15 protein-coding genes are annotated in these 15,014 nt (G+C 64.0%); 6 read left to right on the forward strand and 9 right to left on the reverse strand.

Annotation, left to right across the window (positions count from 1 at the left end):
* Positions 1-5 precede the first annotated feature (5 nt).
* On the forward strand, positions 6-932 hold the full coding sequence (locus tag EJ079_RS29440) for a DMT family transporter (protein WP_127810865.1): 927 nt from the start codon (positions 6-8) through the stop codon (positions 930-932).
* 133 nt (positions 933-1,065) lie between these two features.
* On the opposite strand, the gene EJ079_RS29445 is transcribed toward EJ079_RS29440, so the two are convergent.
* Entirely contained in the window at positions 1,066-1,920 is an 855-nt protein-coding gene (locus EJ079_RS29445; protein WP_127810866.1) for a LysR substrate-binding domain-containing protein, read from the reverse strand.
* A 113-nt stretch (positions 1,921-2,033) separates the two neighbouring features.
* Between EJ079_RS29445 and EJ079_RS29450 the strand changes: the two genes are divergently transcribed.
* Both EJ079_RS29450 and EJ079_RS29455 read left to right on the forward strand, forming a co-directional pair.
* A complete protein-coding gene (locus EJ079_RS29450) occupies positions 2,034-2,441 on the forward strand; it encodes a 4-oxalocrotonate tautomerase family protein (protein ID WP_127398975.1) in 408 nt (135 codons plus the stop codon).
* A gap of 124 nt (positions 2,442-2,565) precedes the next feature.
* Positions 2,566-4,788, forward strand: a complete 2,223-nt coding sequence (locus EJ079_RS29455; RefSeq protein WP_127810867.1) for an AMP-binding protein — start codon at positions 2,566-2,568, stop codon at positions 4,786-4,788.
* 27 nt (positions 4,789-4,815) lie between these two features.
* Here EJ079_RS29455 and EJ079_RS29460 read toward each other — a convergent pair whose 3' ends face one another.
* The 6 genes from EJ079_RS29460 to EJ079_RS29485 all read right to left on the reverse strand — a co-directional run bounded on the left by EJ079_RS29460 (position 4,816) and on the right by EJ079_RS29485 (position 10,324).
* Entirely contained in the window at positions 4,816-5,562 is a 747-nt protein-coding gene (locus tag EJ079_RS29460; RefSeq protein WP_236383118.1) for a phosphatidylcholine/phosphatidylserine synthase, read from the reverse strand.
* 75 nt (positions 5,563-5,637) lie between these two features.
* Positions 5,638-6,336: a phosphatidylserine decarboxylase gene (locus tag EJ079_RS29465; protein WP_127268237.1), complete on the reverse strand. Its 699-nt coding sequence runs from the start codon at positions 6,334-6,336 to the stop codon at positions 5,638-5,640.
* Between the two features lie 284 nt (positions 6,337-6,620).
* A complete protein-coding gene (locus tag EJ079_RS29470; protein ID WP_127810868.1) occupies positions 6,621-6,968 on the reverse strand; it encodes an antibiotic biosynthesis monooxygenase in 348 nt (115 codons plus the stop codon).
* Between the two features lie 106 nt (positions 6,969-7,074).
* Positions 7,075-8,955, reverse strand: coding sequence for an ABC transporter ATP-binding protein/permease (locus EJ079_RS29475; RefSeq protein WP_127810869.1), 1,881 nt, complete (start codon positions 8,953-8,955; stop codon positions 7,075-7,077).
* A gap of 27 nt (positions 8,956-8,982) precedes the next feature.
* Entirely contained in the window at positions 8,983-9,324 is a 342-nt protein-coding gene (locus tag EJ079_RS29480) for a metalloregulator ArsR/SmtB family transcription factor (RefSeq protein ID WP_127810870.1), read from the reverse strand.
* A gap of 67 nt (positions 9,325-9,391) precedes the next feature.
* Positions 9,392-10,324, reverse strand: a complete 933-nt coding sequence (locus tag EJ079_RS29485; protein ID WP_127810871.1) for a LysR family transcriptional regulator — start codon at positions 10,322-10,324, stop codon at positions 9,392-9,394.
* A 94-nt stretch (positions 10,325-10,418) separates the two neighbouring features.
* Between EJ079_RS29485 and EJ079_RS29490 the strand changes: the two genes are divergently transcribed.
* Positions 10,419-11,210 (forward strand): NAD(P)H-dependent oxidoreductase, encoded by a 792-nt coding sequence (locus EJ079_RS29490; protein ID WP_127810872.1) that lies wholly within the window; start codon positions 10,419-10,421, stop codon positions 11,208-11,210.
* Positions 11,211-11,237: 27 nt separating this feature from the next.
* Here EJ079_RS29490 and EJ079_RS29495 read toward each other — a convergent pair whose 3' ends face one another.
* Positions 11,238-12,707, reverse strand: a complete 1,470-nt coding sequence (locus EJ079_RS29495; protein ID WP_127810873.1) for a LysM peptidoglycan-binding domain-containing protein — start codon at positions 12,705-12,707, stop codon at positions 11,238-11,240.
* A 125-nt stretch (positions 12,708-12,832) separates the two neighbouring features.
* On the opposite strand from EJ079_RS29495, the gene EJ079_RS29500 reads away from it, so the two are divergent.
* Positions 12,833-13,444: a TIGR00730 family Rossman fold protein gene (locus tag EJ079_RS29500; RefSeq protein WP_127332138.1), complete on the forward strand. Its 612-nt coding sequence runs from the start codon at positions 12,833-12,835 to the stop codon at positions 13,442-13,444.
* Positions 13,445-13,532: 88 nt separating this feature from the next.
* On the opposite strand, the gene EJ079_RS29505 is transcribed toward EJ079_RS29500, so the two are convergent.
* Entirely contained in the window at positions 13,533-14,441 is a 909-nt protein-coding gene (locus tag EJ079_RS29505) for a LysR substrate-binding domain-containing protein (protein ID WP_127810874.1), read from the reverse strand.
* 108 nt (positions 14,442-14,549) lie between these two features.
* Between EJ079_RS29505 and EJ079_RS29510 the strand changes: the two genes are divergently transcribed.
* Complete coding sequence (locus EJ079_RS29510) at positions 14,550-14,840, forward strand: muconolactone Delta-isomerase family protein (protein ID WP_127271666.1); 291 nt, start codon at positions 14,550-14,552, stop codon at positions 14,838-14,840.
* Positions 14,841-15,014: the final 174 nt, after the last annotated feature.

The raw sequence follows: 15,014 nt of genomic DNA on the forward strand, positions 1-15,014 counted from the left end.
GTTGCATGACTGACATTGCAGCCGCCACCGACACCGCCGCAGAGCGCACACTCGGCATCATCCTGGTGTCGTCCTCAGCTGCCGTTTTCGGCCTGACCGGTGTTCTGACAAAGTCGATCCATGCCGACCCGTTGACCATCATCTGCTGGCGCGGCTTTGTCGGCGCCATCCTGATCAGCTTCTATGTGCTGTGGCGGCGTCACCGTTCCGGTAACCGCGAAACGCTGCGGCTTGGCTGGCGCGGCTGGCTGCTGGCGGTAGAGGGAGCTCTGGCCAGCATCGCCTTCATCTCGGCGTTCAAGTTCACCTTCGTCGCCAATGTCGCGGTCATCTATGCCACAGCACCTTTCGTCACCGCGCTGCTGGCTTGGGTTCTGACGCGCGAACCCTTCCGGTTGCAGACGATGGTCGCCGCCGCCGTGTCGCTGTGCGGCGTGGCGATCATGGTCTGGTCCGGCTTCGGCAGTGGCAATCTGTTCGGCGACGGACTGGCACTGCTGATGACTATCGGCAGCGGCCTCTACATGATCATGGTGCGCGCGTTCCGCGACACGCCGGTGGTGTGGGCCGGCGCGGTTTCGGCGTTCCTGCTGTTCCTGCTCGGCTGGTTCGTCACCGATCCGCTGGCGGTTTCGCCAAGGGATGCCGTTCTGCTCGCCACGTTCGGCGCGTCCTTTGCGTTATCCTCGATCCTGTGGACGGAGGGCGCGCGGCTCATCCCGCCGGCCGAATCCGGGCTGCTCGGCTCGGCCGAAGTGCCGTTCGCGATCCTGTTTGCCTTCCTGTTCCTGGGCGAGATTGCACCAGCCGCCAGCATGATCGGCGGCATCATCGTGTTGTGCGCGGTGTTCGCCCATGCGGGGCGGGATTGGCTGAGGGCCCGCTCGCAACGCATGGCCGGCCCGCAACGCGTGGCGTCAAATATTTCTTAAAAAAGTGACACAGTCACGGAACCATCATCCGGGTCAGGCATTATGGGTGCGACGGGCCATCCCCAAGTCCCCCCAAACCCCTCGGCCCGTCCTACTCCAAGCCGACCGTAAGGTCGGCTTTTTCTTTGGGCATTCAGCCCGACAAGGCAAGGTTGCCGCCGAGCAGAGCCGCCAGATCGCCCGCCGGACCATCGGAGCCAGCGCGCAACCGGATGGCGAACTCAGCCATTGGAACCTGCGGCAGGCCAAGCTCGCGCGGCGCCTCGACAATGCCGGAATGGGCAAAGCGAGCCGTTCGCAGCGTCAGCGCGACACCGGCGTTCACCGCCGTGCGCAGGCCGGCCAGACTGGCGCTGCCGGCAGCGATGCGGTAGCGGCGGCCGGCAGCATCGAGTGCGGCAAGTGCTGCCTCGCGAAAACCGCAATACGGATCGAGCAGCGCCAGCGGCAATTCCTCCTGCCGCGAAGCCAGCCCTTTTTGCGAACACAGCCATATCATCGGCTCGCGCAGCACGCCGACCTCGTCCAACGCCGCTGCCTGGCGCATAACGATCGCCAGATCGAGGCCGCCAGACTGCAGCGCCTGCGCCAGTTCGGCGGAGCGGCCGACCCGCAATTCGATCCTGACGCGTGGATGGCTGCCGGCGAAGGCACGCAGCAGGTCCGGCAGGCCGCTGTCGGCGAAATCCTGTGTCGTGCCGATGGCGACGCGTCCGGCAGCGCGCGCCCCCTTGAGCGCCAGCCAGGCCTCGCGATGGGTGGCAAGGATTCGCCTGGCATGGCCGACGAGGTCTTCGCCTGCAGGGGTCAAGCCGCGCCCTCGCCCTTGCGGCGCCAGCAGCGGCTCGCCGAGGATTTCCTCCAGCCGCTGCATCTGGGTGGTCACCGCCGAGGGCGAACGGCCGATGCTTGCAGCCGCCTGGGCCAGTGAGCCGCTGTCGACGAAAGCGAGGAAGGTTCGGAGGAGATCGGGATCGAGCGTTTCCATACTTCTATGTTATCGAATCTTCAATTAAAAACAATTCGATTTTTTTGATCTAAAGTTGGTGGCATGGCTGTTTCAACGGCAATCGGACGCCGCTCAAGCCAAGGAGAAGAAAAATGCCCATCATCAACATCAGCGTCACCGGCAAGCCCGACGCGGCTCTTTCAGCCAGCATCGCAAAGGAGGCCACCGAAATCACCGCGACGCAGCTGCGCAAGGACCCGACGATCACGGCAGTTGCCGTGTCCTATGTCGATCCGCAGCACTGGTTCGCCGGCGGCAAGTCGCTGGCCGAGCACGGCACCAGCACGTTCTGGCTTGATATCAAGGTGGTCGACGGCACCAACACCAAGCTTGAGCTGGAGGCCTATCTGAAGGCGATCTTCGCGGCCTTCGGCCGTCTGCTGGGCGGCGTGCACGAGGAGAGCTACGCCTTCGTACATGAAGTGCCGGCAGCCGCTTACGGCTATGGCGGCAAGACGCAGGAATTTCGTTTCATCAGTGGACGGCTGCAGGCGGCATGACAAGCAGCTTCCCGCACCAAGGGAAGCAAAAGCTCCGCATTGACCTTGCTCCCACATCGTCTAGGTTCTGGCCGAAGCGGCCGCAAAAGAGCCGAGATGCTAAGAATGTTGGGAGAGACGCGGCATGGTCCTGACACTGGCGCTGCTTGCGGGTCTTGTTCTGGCCTGGCTGCTGATCGGCGTGGTGGAAAAATTCCGCCTCGGCCTGCGCTTTACCCAGGCGCTGCTCTATGTGCCGTTCAAGCTCGCCTACCGGATCGCCGACAGCCGTATCAGGATCGCCCGCAAGGCGCAGACTCCAGTCATCTACGTCATCTCGCATCAATCGCGCTTCGAACCGGCGCTGATGCTGTCGCTGCTGCCGGAAGACACACTGCACATACTCGACGAGGCCTCGGCGCGCTCGCCGTGGCTTGAACCTTGGCGCGAGCTTGGCCGTACCATCGCTTTCAACGCCGAACATCTCTTCGTCAGCCGCCGGCTGGTGCGGGTGCTGAGGGGCAAGGGCCGGCTCGCCGTCTATCTGCCGGATGCGGTCGAGCCTGACGTCAAGACGTTTCGGTTGTTTCGTGCCGTCACCCGCATCGCCATGCAGGCCGATGCCAAGATCGTGCCGATCTTCGTCGGCGGCGCGCGCGGCCTGCCGGTGTCGCTGACACCCGCGGACAAGGCGCCACGACACTGGTTTCCGCAGCTGTCGATCAGCGTGCTGGAGCCGATGACCATCGCCGAACTGGTGGCGCGGAACCCCGATCAGGCCTCGAACACCAACGCGCTGTTCGACCGTGTCGCCGAGGCGCGGCTCTTCGGCACCAACCTCGATCGTGGCCTGTTCCTGGCCATGCGCGATGCCGCCGACCGCGTCGGCGCTTCGCATACCATCATCGACGACGTGATCTCCGGGGCGCTGAGCTACCGCAAGCTGTTCATCGGCGCCCGCGTCCTGGGCAGGCGCTTTGAGGCGGTGACGGCTCCGGGCGAGGCGGTCGGCGTGATGCTGCCCAATGCCAACGGCGTCGTGCTGTCGCTCACCGGCCTTCTGTCGGCCGGCCGGGTGGCGGCGATGATCAACTATACGGCCGGACCGGCGAGCGTCACCGCGGCCGTGCGCACGGCGGTGATAAGGACCGTGATTTCCTCCCGCGCCTTCGTCGAGAAGGCCGATCTGGCCGATATCGTCGCGGCGGTCGAAAAAGGCGGCGCCAAGCTGCTGTGGCTGGAGGATGTGCGGGAGAGCGTTACCGCGCTGGACAAGCTTGCCGCCGCTCTGCTGTGGCGCTGGCCGCTGCAGCGGCAGGATGCGGCGAAGCCGGCCGTGATTCTGTTTACCTCGGGCTCGGAAGGCACGCCGAAGGCGGTCGTGCTGTCGCACAAGAACCTGTACGCTAACGCCATGCAGGCCGAGGCGCGGATCACCATCTCGCCGGCCGACATCCTGCTCAACGTGCTGCCGGTGTTCCACTCCTTCGGCCTGACGGGCGGCACCATCCTGCCGCTGGTCACCGGGGTAAAGCTGTTCCTCTACCCCTCGCCGCTGCACTACAAGATCATCCCCGAGGTTGCGCGCAAGGTGAAACCGACCATCATGTTCGGCACCGACACGTTCCTCGCCAACTACGCGCGCACCGCCAAGGACGGCGATTTTTCCAGCCTTCGCTTCGTCGTCGCCGGCGCCGAGGCGGTGAAGCCGGAAACCCACCGCGTCTATCGCGAACGCTTCCAGGCCGAGATCATCGAAGGGTTCGGACTGACAGAGGCGGCACCGGTGGTTGCCGTCAACACGGCAATCCATGGCCGCGACGGCACGGTCGGGCGGCTGCTGCCGGCCATGCGCATGAAGCTGGAGCCGGTCGAGGGCATCTCCGACGCCGGCCAATTGTGGCTCGACGGACCGAACCTGATGATGGGCTACATGACGTCGGACCGCCCAGGTGAGTTGCAGCCGCTGACCGGCTGGCACGATACCGGCGACATCGTCGCCGTCGACCGCGAGGGCTTCATCACCATTCGCGGCCGCGCCAAGCGCTTCGCCAAGATCGCCGGCGAGATGGTGTCGCTGGGGGCGGTCGAGATGCTGGTGCAGTCGCTGTGGCCGGAGGAGCGCCACGCGGCTGTGGCGGTGCCGGACAAGAGACGCGGCGAGCGCATCGTGCTGGTCACTACCGCCGACGATGCCAATCCCGACGAGCTGCGCAAATTCGGCAAACAGGCGGGCGCAGCCGAACTGATGGTGCCGAACGACATCGTCAAGGTGGAGGAAATCCCGGTGCTGGGTTCCGGCAACACCGACTATGTGTCGACGAGGAAATTGGCGATCGACAGGCTGGGGCTCGGCGTCGCGGCCTGAGTCAGATCAAGCACTTCTGCGAATTTTCTAACCTATATCGGAGGGCGGCACTTTCTCGCCCTCGCGCTTGGCGCGCTTCGAATAGGCGCGCACGCTGAATGGCAGGAAGATCAGGTAGCCGGCGACCGAGGCGGTCAGCGTGTACCAAGGATAGGTCATCAGCAGGAGCACGTAGAGTACGACACCGAGGATGATCGGCAACACCCTGTCGCCCGGGATCCTTAGGCTTTTGCCGGAATAGACCGGCAGCCGGCTGACCAGCAGGAAGGCGACCAGGATGGTGAAGCCGGTGGCGACGAAGGCGGCGGGGCGACTGGGCTCCAGCCCTGTGCGCAGGAAATAGAGATAGAGCGGCAGCATCACCAGCACGGCGCCCGCCGGCGCCGGCACGCCGACGAAATATTCGGACTGCCATATGGGGCGATCGCCCTTCTCGTCGTCGAGCACGTTGAAACGGGCGAGGCGCAACCCGCAGGCGATGGCGAACAGCAGTGCCGCGATCCAGCCCGGCGAGCCGGCGCGGTCGAGCAGGAAGGCATAGAGCACCAGAGCCGGGGCAACGCCGAAATTAACGATGTCGGCCAGCGAATCCATCTGAGCGCCGAATTTGGAGGTCGCCTTCAACATCCGCGCCAGGCGGCCGTCGATGCCGTCGAGGAAGGCGGCAAGCAGCACCATCACCACCGCCGGCTCGAAGCGGCCTTCGAAGCCGAAGCGGATGCCGGACAGGCCGGCGCAGATGGCGAGCACGGTGACCAGATTGGGCAGCACCATTCGCATCGGGATTTCGCGGATGCGCGGACCGCCGCTGGCATGGGCCTCGAACTTTTTGTATTGCGTGCCCACCGGTCAGGAAACCCGAACAAGAGGCGTGCCGGCAACACCGCCGAATTCAGCCAGCACGGTTTCGCCGCCAACCGCCGTCTGGCCGACGGCAACGCGCGGCGTGGCGGTCAGGGGCAGGAACACATCGACACGCGAGCCGAAGCGGATCAGGCCAAAACGCTCGCCAGTGCCGATTGAGCCGCCGGCCTCGGCCCAGCAGACGATGCGGCGCGCCACCAGGCCGGCGATCTGGACGGCCGCGACCGTGCCGTTGGGGCTCTCGATGACCAGGCCGTTGCGCTCGTTCTCGGTGCTGGCCTTGTCGAGTTCGGCATTGAGGAATTTGCCCGGCCGGTGCTCGATTTTCGCAATACGGCCGCGCACCGGGGCGCGGTTCACGTGGCAGGAGAAGACGTTCATGAACACGGAGATCCGGGTCATCTCTGCATTGCCGAGGCCGAGTTCGCGCGGCGGCACGGCGGGTCCTACCGCCGAGATGATGCCGTCAGCGGGGCTGACCACCAGGCGGTCATCGACCGGCGTGACGCGCTCGGGATCGCGGAAGAAATAAACGCACCAGGCCGTCAGGATCAGACCGATCCAGAACAGGATCGAGGAGAAATAGCCGAGGAAAAGCGTCGCCGCGCCAAAGGCCGCGATGAAGGGATAGCCTTCGCGATGGATCGGTACGAATGCGTTCTTGACCGTATCGACAAGGCTCATCTGCTAAAAACAGGCTCCGTTCCAAGTCCGGCCTCAATAGCCGAAAGCCCCCTTCGCCGCAACGCAACAATAGGGAAGGCCGTATTGGGTGCGCCGGCAGGGGTCGCGATCCGCTTGCCCGGTCAGTGTCGTTGTCGGCAGAATTCGGGACACCGACGGTTCAAGGCGCGGGAAAAGGTTGCCCGTCCATGATCCCAAATCCCAAGACGTTCTGAAGCCCGTACCGGCCAGGTGCTCAAAATCGAAGCGCCGGCACCTGGCATCGGTTGGCCGTAACGGCTTTTCTACAGCCCCGGAATCCGCTGATAGTTGGCAATGTCGGCCCGCACCCCAAGCCGAGCGATCGTCTCCTGCGGGTTGAAAGCGATGCGCTCGTGCGCTGCCTTGACGATCGGCACGACATTGTCGACGGCCGCCTGGCTTTCCCATTCGACGATGGTGACGAGGTTGAATTCGCCCGGCCCCGAGAATTGCTCGAGCAGGAAATCCTGCACGAAGCCCTGTTGCAGGCGCAGCAATTCATGCGTTGTCCTGACCTTGGCGAGTATCTCCTCGCGGGCGGCGGCCGGCACGACGAACTTGTCCACCCTGAACACGCTGCCGCCGTCAACGTCCTGATTTGTCTTGCTCATTTCGATTGCTCCGTTCCTGGATCCTGGTGTTTTGGGCCCCAGGAACGGCCTACAATCTCAACTTAAGTTGAGGTCAAGCGCAAAAATCAACTCACACGCCGAACCTTCAATTCACCTCCGACGTGCGCCGGCGAACGACAACGCCAAGCTCGTCGCCCTCGCGGGCGATGCGTAGGCGCTCCTCGGCCTCGGTCGCCTCGCGCTGGCGGTCCCACATCGAGGCATAGAGGCCATGCTTGCGCATCAGCTCGGCATGGGTGCCGCGCTCGGCGATCTGGCCGTCCTGCAGCACGATGATCTCATCGGCCGTGATGACCGTCGACAGGCGGTGGGCGATGACGATGGTGGTGCGGCCACGGCTGACCAGATCGAGCGCGGTCTGGATCTCCTGCTCGGTGTGACTGTCGAGCGCCGAGGTCGCTTCGTCGAGCATCAGGATCGGCGGCGCCTTCAGGATGGTGCGGGCGATCGCCACGCGCTGCTTTTCGCCGCCCGAAAGCTTCAGCCCGCGTTCGCCGACCATCGACTTGTAGCCGTCAGGCAATCGCTCGATGAACGGACCGATCTGGGCTAGTTCAGCGGCTTTCTGCATATCCTCCTCGCTGGCTCCGATGCGGCCGTAGCGGATGTTGTAGGCGATGGTGTCGTTGAACAGCACGGTGTCCTGCGGCACCATGCCGATCGCGCCACGCAGGCTCTCCTGCGTCACGTCCCTGATATCCTGGCCGTCGATCAGCACCTGGCCCGACTGAACGTCGTAAAAGCGGAACAGAAGCCGCGAGATGGTCGATTTGCCGGCACCCGAAGGCCCGACAATGGCGACGGTCTTGCCGGCCGGCACCTCGAAGCTGATGCCCTTCAGGATCTTGCGGTTCGGGTCATAGGAAAAATGCACGTCGCGGAACTCGACCTTGCCGACGCTCACGGCGAGCGGCCTGGCATCCGGCTTGTCGACGATCTCCTGCGGCACATCCAGAAGGTCGAACATCTGCTCGATGTCGGTCAGCCCCTGGCGGATTTCGCGGTAGATGAAGCCGATGAAATTGAGCGGCACCGACAGCTGCATCAGCATGGCGTTGATGAAGACGAAGTCACCGACCGTTTGCGTACCGGCCTGTACTTCCAGCGCCGACATACACATGACGATGACGGTGCCGAGGCCGAAGATGATGCCCTGGCCGAAATTCAGCCAGCCGAGCGAGGTCCAGATGCGCGTCGCGGCGACCTCATAACGTGCCATGGAGCGGTCGAAGCGCTCGGCCTCCATGCCTTCGTTGTTGAAATATTTGACCGTCTCGTAATTGAGCAGCGAGTCGATCGCCTTGGTGTTGGCGTCGGTGTCGCTGTCGTTCATGTCGCGGCGGATCGAGATGCGCCAGTCGCTGGCGCGCACAGTGAACCAGACATAGACCCAGACGGTGACCGCGACGACGACCACATATTTCCAGCCATAGGTGTAGGCGAAGATGCCCGTGGTCAGCGCGAATTCGAGGATGGTCGGCGCCGTGTTGAGCATGATGAAGCGCACGATCGTCTCGATGCCCTTGGTGCCGCGCTCGATGATGCGCGACAGGCCGCCGGTGCGACGCTCCAAGTGGAAGCGCAGCGATAATTGGTGCATGTGAACGAAGGTGCGGAAGGCGAGCTGGCGCACCGCGTATTGACCGACGCGTGCAAACAGCGCGTCGCGCAATTGATTGAAGCCAAGCTGCACCAGGCGCACGACATTGTAGGCGACGACCAGCATGACCGGCGCCAGCAGAAATGTCGGCAGCGGTGGTACCGATTTGGAGTCGCCGGCCAGCGCGTCCGTTGCCCATTTGAAGAAATAAGGACCGGCGACCAGCGTCAGCTTGGCGACGACGAGCAACAGCGTCGCCCAGGTGACCCGGGCTCTCAGATCGGCGCGGTCCGCCGGCCACATATAGGGCCACAGATTGAGCAGCGTCTTGAAGGTCGAGGAGTCGGAGACGGTTTTTTCGGCCATTTTTGGCGCCTTCTTATGTCTTTTTGACTAGCGGCCGGAGCAGCAGGAATTGACGAGCGCGGCCAGCGACGCCGAGATTTCGGTGAGCGCGACGTGGTCGACCGCATAGCGCGAGCGCTGGCGATCAGGCTCGAACCGGACCAGCCCGGCATCGACCAGTATCTTCAAATGTTGTGACACGGTGGATTGCGCCAGATCGAAACGATCGACGACTTCGCGGCAGCAGCAGAAGTTGCTGGTCGACAGGTGCTTCAGGATTTCGATCCGCGCCGGGTGCGAGAGCGCTGCCAGCCGAGCGGCTACGGTGCGACTGTCGGGGGCCTCCGACGTGGGGCGGAGTCTATCGGTTTCGTAGGAGCTGTCACTCATCGTCCATCGGCGATAAACGATGGTCGCCGCTGCCGCAAGCTACTCTTCTGGGCAGAGCAGATAGCGGCTAACGCTGTGAACTGGACTTCTCGACCCCCGGGATATCGGCTATCCGTTCGGCCAGGAAGTCGATCAACAGGCGAACCCTTGCAACGCCCGCGCGCTCCGGCACAATCAGCATGTTCAAAGGGGCGGATGGCAGCGAATAATCATCCAGTATCGTCTCGAGCAGGCCCGCCGCCAAAAGATCGTCGACAAGCCATCGGTGAGCCGGTGCGATCCCTCGACCCGCGACCAAGGCCTCGCGCGCAGCAAGCCCATGGTCGACACGCAGTCGCCCCGCGAAAGGCACCATTTGGCGCTCGCCTCCGGCGCTCTGCAAAGCAAGCGTTTCACTGCCCACCACGTTCGACATCCGGATGCCCTCATGTCCAGATAGGTCCGACGGGACAGCCGGTCTCCCTCGCATCGCCAGATAATCCGGCGATGCCACGAGCAGGCGCCGCGATAGGCCGAGGGCCCGCAACCTCAATGAGCTGTCGGTGAGCGGCCCCAACCGAAGCGCGATGTCGACACCTTCCCTGACGAGATCGACACGCTCATCGGTGAGGCTGAGGTCCACGCCGATGTCGGGATATCGGTCCTGAAAATCGAAGATGAGCCGACTGGTGTGCAAGACCCCGAAAGCGGCAGTACAGGATATCCGAACGGTGCCGGCCGGCGCGCCACGTGCGCCCCGCGCTTCGTCACCGGCCTGCTCGACAAGGCGCAGGATCTGGACGCTGTTGGCATAGTACCGGCTGCCCTCGTCTGTCAGCGTGACCCGCCGGGTGGTCCTGCTGAGCAAAGGCGCACCGACTGCCTCTTCGAGTTCCTGCAGATGCCGCGTGACCGTCGATTGTCCGGTACCCAGTTCACCGGCAACCAACGACAGATTGCCCCGTTCCGCGACGCGAACGAAGGTGCGCATACGTTCGAGGGTGATATCCGATTTATCCATTATCCGGCACAATCTTATGCATTATGAACGCGTAGCGGATTACGCCGATATTGCCTAGCTAAGGGATCAGTTTTTCAATCCTCGGAGTCCCCGCATGAAAATCCTACTTGTCTTCGCACATCCCGAATCGCGCTCGCTCAACGGCGCGCTCCGCGACGTCGCCATCAGAGAACTCGAGGCACAAGGCCACGAAGTGCGGGTGACGGACCTGTACGCCCAGGGTTGGAAATCAGCGGTTGATCGGGCCGACTTTCCGGTTTTGGCGCCGGACGCGCGGCTGATGCCTGCCGCAGCATCAAAGAAGTCTTTCGAGGCCGAGGCGCTGACAGAGGACGTCAAGGCCGAGATCGCAAAGCTGCTATGGGCGGATACCCTGATTCTCCAGTTTCCGCTCTGGTGGTTTGCCATGCCGGCGATCCTCAAAGGCTGGGTCGACAGGGTCTTCGCCTACGGCTTCGCTTACGGTGTGGGTGAGCATAGCGACAAACGATGGGGCGACCGCTACGGCGAAGGAACCTTGATAGGCAAGCGCGCAATGCTGGTCGTGACCGCCGGCGGCTGGGAGGAGCACTATGCCCCTCGTGGCGTCAACGGACCAATTGATGATCTGCTGTTCCCGATCAACCACGGGATCCTCTACTACCCGGGCTACGACGTCCTTCCGCCATTCGTCGCCTACAGCGTCGACCGCTTCGGTGAAGCCGACTTCGAACCCACAGCCGAGCGCCTGCGCGAGAGGATGAGGACGCTCGCGACCACGCAACCCATCCCCTATCGCCGGCAGAATGGCGGCGACTACTTGATTCCAAGCATGAACCTACGCCCCGACCTGGGCGATCCGAACATGATCGGATTCAAACTGCACCTGAGCGGCTCAACGAACTAGCTGACGTCGGCCTTTGGATGGCCTGGACTAGTTGGTCTTGGCCGGCGCTGTCGTTGCCTGCTCGCCCATCGCCTTGAGGTCGGCGGCTTCGCCTTCCTTCGACTTTTCCGGGACCTTGAACACCTGCCCCGGCCAGATGCGGTCGGGATCGCTGATCTGGTCCTGGTTGGCGAGGTATATGGTCGAGAATCGTACGCCGTGGCCATAGACGCGCCGCGAGATCCGCCACAGCGTGTCGTTGCGGCGGATGATGACGGCGCCGTCGGCATGTTCAAGCTTGGGCGCCACGGTCTCGGGCACATCGCTCGGCGGCGTCGCCTCCGCTACAACGGCCGGAGCCTCGGCGGCGGGAGCAGGCGTCGTGGCCGGGGCCGTTTCGGCCGCGGCCGGCGCCTCGGCGGCGGCAGGTGCGGCCGGCTTGGGCTGAACGGGCTTCGGCGCCGAGGGTGCCACGGCGGCGACCGCTTCGCCCGGCTCGCGCTCGAACGGCACGGCTGCGCGGGCCACAACTGTCACACCGTCGGTATCGAGGCCGTCGACACGTATTGTGTAGCTGCCGACCGGAATGTCGCGCGTCGCCTCGACCAGGAAATGACCATCCGTCGACGTTTGCGCATCACCGAGCAGGATGTCGTTGGCATAGGCGCGCACCTTGCGGCCGGCATCGGCGAGACCGGCGACAAAGATCTTGCTGCCGTCGATCTCGACCGCCTCGACGACGATCTTGGGCTCGGTCACGCCTGCAACGGGCGGCGTCGCCGGCGCAGGAGCCGGTGCTGCTTCCACCACGGCAGGTGCTGGGGCGGCTGGTGCCGGAGCAGTTGCGGGCGCTTCGGCTGCGGGAGCAGCCGGCGCGGTGGCCTGAGCAGCCGGCTTTGCCGCGGGCGCGGGAACGGTCAGCAATTCGGCCGGCTTGCCCGGCTCCTCGACCATGGCCAGCACCTGGCCGGCCGCATCCTTGGGAACCGAAACCACGGCGGTCTGCACCGAGGGCGTTACGACATCGCCCGTGGTCGCGCGCAGCGCGATCGTATAATCACCGGGCTTCAGCGGATCGTCGAGAATGATAACGAAGGCGCCATCGGGACCAGCGACCGTCGAGCCAAGCACCGTCGAGCCGTTGAGGATCTCGACCTTGGCGTTGGGCGCCGCATTGCCGGCGACGACAATCGAGCCATTGCTTTCGACGCGCACGACATCGAAGGACGGTGCGACCGGACCGGCCGCAGCCGGCGCCGCCGCGTCCGCGGCCGGTGCGGCCGGTGCCGTTGCCTGGGGCACCGCGGCGGGAGCCGCAGGGGCTTCCGCGGCGGGCAGCCGCGCTTCGGTGCCGGGATCGGCCGATTTTGGCGCTGCGGGCGGCGTCTGCGCCGCCACTCGCGCCGGCGGCATGGGATTGAGATACGGGTCGAGTGCGCCCGATACATAGGCGGTTCCCGCGGCCGCGACGGTCCCACCCGCCGCGAACAGAAACGCCTTCAGTGGATTAATCGCCATACTTCCCTACCCCTTAGCCACCTAACGCCGGTCTAGCCTGTTTTACCAATACCGACAAGAAAAAGCCCAGGCTGTTAACTCTTGGGGCTTGACCCGGCTTTCAGACCCAATCACCAATCATCGGCATGAACACGATTCGATCCGTCTGCGTCTATTGCGGCTCGTCTCCGGGCCGCGATGAAACCTATATCAAGGCCGGACACCTGCTCGGACGCTCGATTGCCAAAGCGGGACTGCGGCTGGTCTATGGCGGCGGCACCAAGGGCATTATGGGTGCTGTCGCCGAAGGCGCGCTCAAGGCCGGCGGCAAGGTAACGGGCATCATTCCGCGCTTCCTGATCAACAAGGAAGCGAGCGAAACCGCGCTTGACCGGCTCGATGAACTCTTGATCACCGACAACATGCACGAGCGCAAGCACAGGATGTTCGAGAAATCCGACGCCTTTGTGGCGCTGCCGGGCGGGATCGGCACGGTCGAGGAGATCGTCGAGATCATGACCTGGGGGCAGCTTGGCCATCATCGCAAGCCGATCGTCTTCGCCAATGTCAAAGGATTTTGGGATCCGATGCTGGCGTTGCTCGATCACATGGCCGCCGAAGGCTTCATCCACACCGCACAGCGGGTCAAGCCGCTGGTCGTCGACGACCCTGAAGCGATCGTCGCCGCCATCATGGTGGCAGGATCGTCCGTCGATGCTCCGACCGAGGGCGTGCAGTCGGTGATCGACAAAATGTAGGGGAGTAAGGGAATAGGGCAGTAAGGCAGTATGTGAATTGCCTGGAGTGTCCTGCCCTACTGCCCTACTGCCCTACTGCCCTACTCCCCTACTCCCCTACTCCCCTACTCCCCTCTTCCTCCGCAGCCTGCCGCAAATCGGCAATCACCGCCCGCCGCTCTTGACGCCGCCAGGCGAGATGGAGTGAAACCGTGCGGTCGAACCACGGCAGGTCGCGAAATACGATCCGCGGCGGCGCAGCGGCGCGCAGGCTGGCTTGCACCGTCGCCAGGCCGAGACCTGCGCTGACAAGGCCGAGCGAGGTCAGCGGATCCGCCGTTTCATAGGCGATGTCGGGCAGAAAGCCGGCTTTGGCGCAGGCGGCAAGGAACTGGCCGCGATTGGTGTCGTCCGGCTGGCGCACGACGGTGATCCAGGTGCGACCGTCAAGGTGATACGGCCCAACCTCTGGTAATTGAACAAGCGGATCATCTTCGGGGATCGCCAGCACCAGCGGCTCATGCCGCAGCGCCATGGCGGCGACATCCGGGTCATCATCGGCTGGCGGCGAGTAGACAAAGCCCAGATCCAGCGACCGCTGCCGTAGCCCTTCCAACTGCGCCGCCGAACGCAGGCTTCTCAGTTGCAAGTGGAAATCTGGCCGGTCGCGACGGAACTGGCGCAGCATCCCGGCGACAAGCCCGGCATGAACGGCCCCTTCGACATAGCCGATGGCGAGCCGGCCGACGGCGCCGCTGGCCAGGTTGCGGCCGAACTCTTCCAGTCGGCGCGCATTGGACAGCAGCGCGCGGGCCTCGGTAAGGAAGGCCCGGCCCTCGGCGTTGAGATGGACCCGCTGTTTTGCCCGTTCGAACAGAGCGACGCCGAGCTGCTCCTCGAGCTGCATGATCTGCCGGCTGAGTGGCGACTGGGAAATATGCAGCATCTCGGCGGCGCGCCCGACATTGCCGGTTTCGGCGACGGTGACGAAATACCTGATCTGGCGCAGGTCGAACATTTTTTCTCCAAGCTCCAGTCCCCCGAGGTCTCAACTTTAGCCTAACCAGTCTTGGACAGTCTGACCAGCGGGAGCGATAGTTCGGCCATCCAACCAAAGGAGACCGCCATGCAGTTCTTTGCCCTTCTCACCCGCAACACCGAAAAATTTGCCGATGCCGATTTCGCTCCGCTTCTGCCCGGCGAAGCCGAACAGCGGCGCACGCTCTATGCCGAAGGCGCGGTACGCCAGGTGTGGAACCGAGGCGACATCCCGGGCAGCGGCATGATGCTCGAAGCCGCCGATGATGCAGAGGTTCGCGGCCATCTCGCCACCTTGCCGCTGGTCAAGGCCGGCATGATGGACATTGCCGCAATCGTGCCCCTCAAGCCCTACCCCGGCTTCGGCCCGAAGCACTGACCGGGGCACAATCCGGGGTGGCGAAGGCGTCACCACCGGATTGACGTGGGTGATCGACAGACCGTGATCGGCTGTCAAGAAACCGTCACACGGAACCGGGTTCGCTCGTGCTAGAAATCAAGGCCAGGCAGCCGCCGTGCGGTGCCTTTTCGGAACATGCATCTGGCACCGCCC

It is taken from the genome of Mesorhizobium sp. M7A.F.Ce.TU.012.03.2.1, assembly GCF_004006095.1.
GTDB lineage: Bacteria > Pseudomonadota > Alphaproteobacteria > Rhizobiales > Rhizobiaceae > Mesorhizobium.

Excerpts from the sequence above, each read along its gene's own strand:
- EJ079_RS29440 (WP_127810865.1), top strand. The coding sequence starts at position 6 with ATGACTGACATTGCAGCCGCCACCGACACCGCCGCAGAGCGCACACTC.
- EJ079_RS29445 (WP_127810866.1), bottom strand. The coding sequence starts at position 1,920 with ATGGAAACGCTCGATCCCGATCTCCTCCGAACCTTCCTCGCTTTCGTC.
- EJ079_RS29450 (WP_127398975.1), top strand. The coding sequence starts at position 2,034 with ATGCCCATCATCAACATCAGCGTCACCGGCAAGCCCGACGCGGCTCTT.
- EJ079_RS29455 (WP_127810867.1), top strand. The coding sequence starts at position 2,566 with ATGGTCCTGACACTGGCGCTGCTTGCGGGTCTTGTTCTGGCCTGGCTG.
- EJ079_RS29460 (WP_236383118.1), bottom strand. The coding sequence starts at position 5,562 with ATGGTGCTGCCCAATCTGGTCACCGTGCTCGCCATCTGCGCCGGCCTG.
- EJ079_RS29465 (WP_127268237.1), bottom strand. The coding sequence starts at position 6,336 with ATGAGCCTTGTCGATACGGTCAAGAACGCATTCGTACCGATCCATCGC.
- EJ079_RS29470 (WP_127810868.1), bottom strand. The coding sequence starts at position 6,968 with ATGAGCAAGACAAATCAGGACGTTGACGGCGGCAGCGTGTTCAGGGTG.
- EJ079_RS29475 (WP_127810869.1), bottom strand. The coding sequence starts at position 8,955 with ATGGCCGAAAAAACCGTCTCCGACTCCTCGACCTTCAAGACGCTGCTC.
- EJ079_RS29480 (WP_127810870.1), bottom strand. The coding sequence starts at position 9,324 with ATGAGTGACAGCTCCTACGAAACCGATAGACTCCGCCCCACGTCGGAG.
- EJ079_RS29485 (WP_127810871.1), bottom strand. The coding sequence starts at position 10,324 with ATGGATAAATCGGATATCACCCTCGAACGTATGCGCACCTTCGTTCGC.
- EJ079_RS29490 (WP_127810872.1), top strand. The coding sequence starts at position 10,419 with ATGAAAATCCTACTTGTCTTCGCACATCCCGAATCGCGCTCGCTCAAC.
- EJ079_RS29495 (WP_127810873.1), bottom strand. The coding sequence starts at position 12,707 with ATGGCGATTAATCCACTGAAGGCGTTTCTGTTCGCGGCGGGTGGGACC.
- EJ079_RS29500 (WP_127332138.1), top strand. The coding sequence starts at position 12,833 with ATGAACACGATTCGATCCGTCTGCGTCTATTGCGGCTCGTCTCCGGGC.
- EJ079_RS29505 (WP_127810874.1), bottom strand. The coding sequence starts at position 14,441 with ATGTTCGACCTGCGCCAGATCAGGTATTTCGTCACCGTCGCCGAAACC.
- EJ079_RS29510 (WP_127271666.1), top strand. The coding sequence starts at position 14,550 with ATGCAGTTCTTTGCCCTTCTCACCCGCAACACCGAAAAATTTGCCGAT.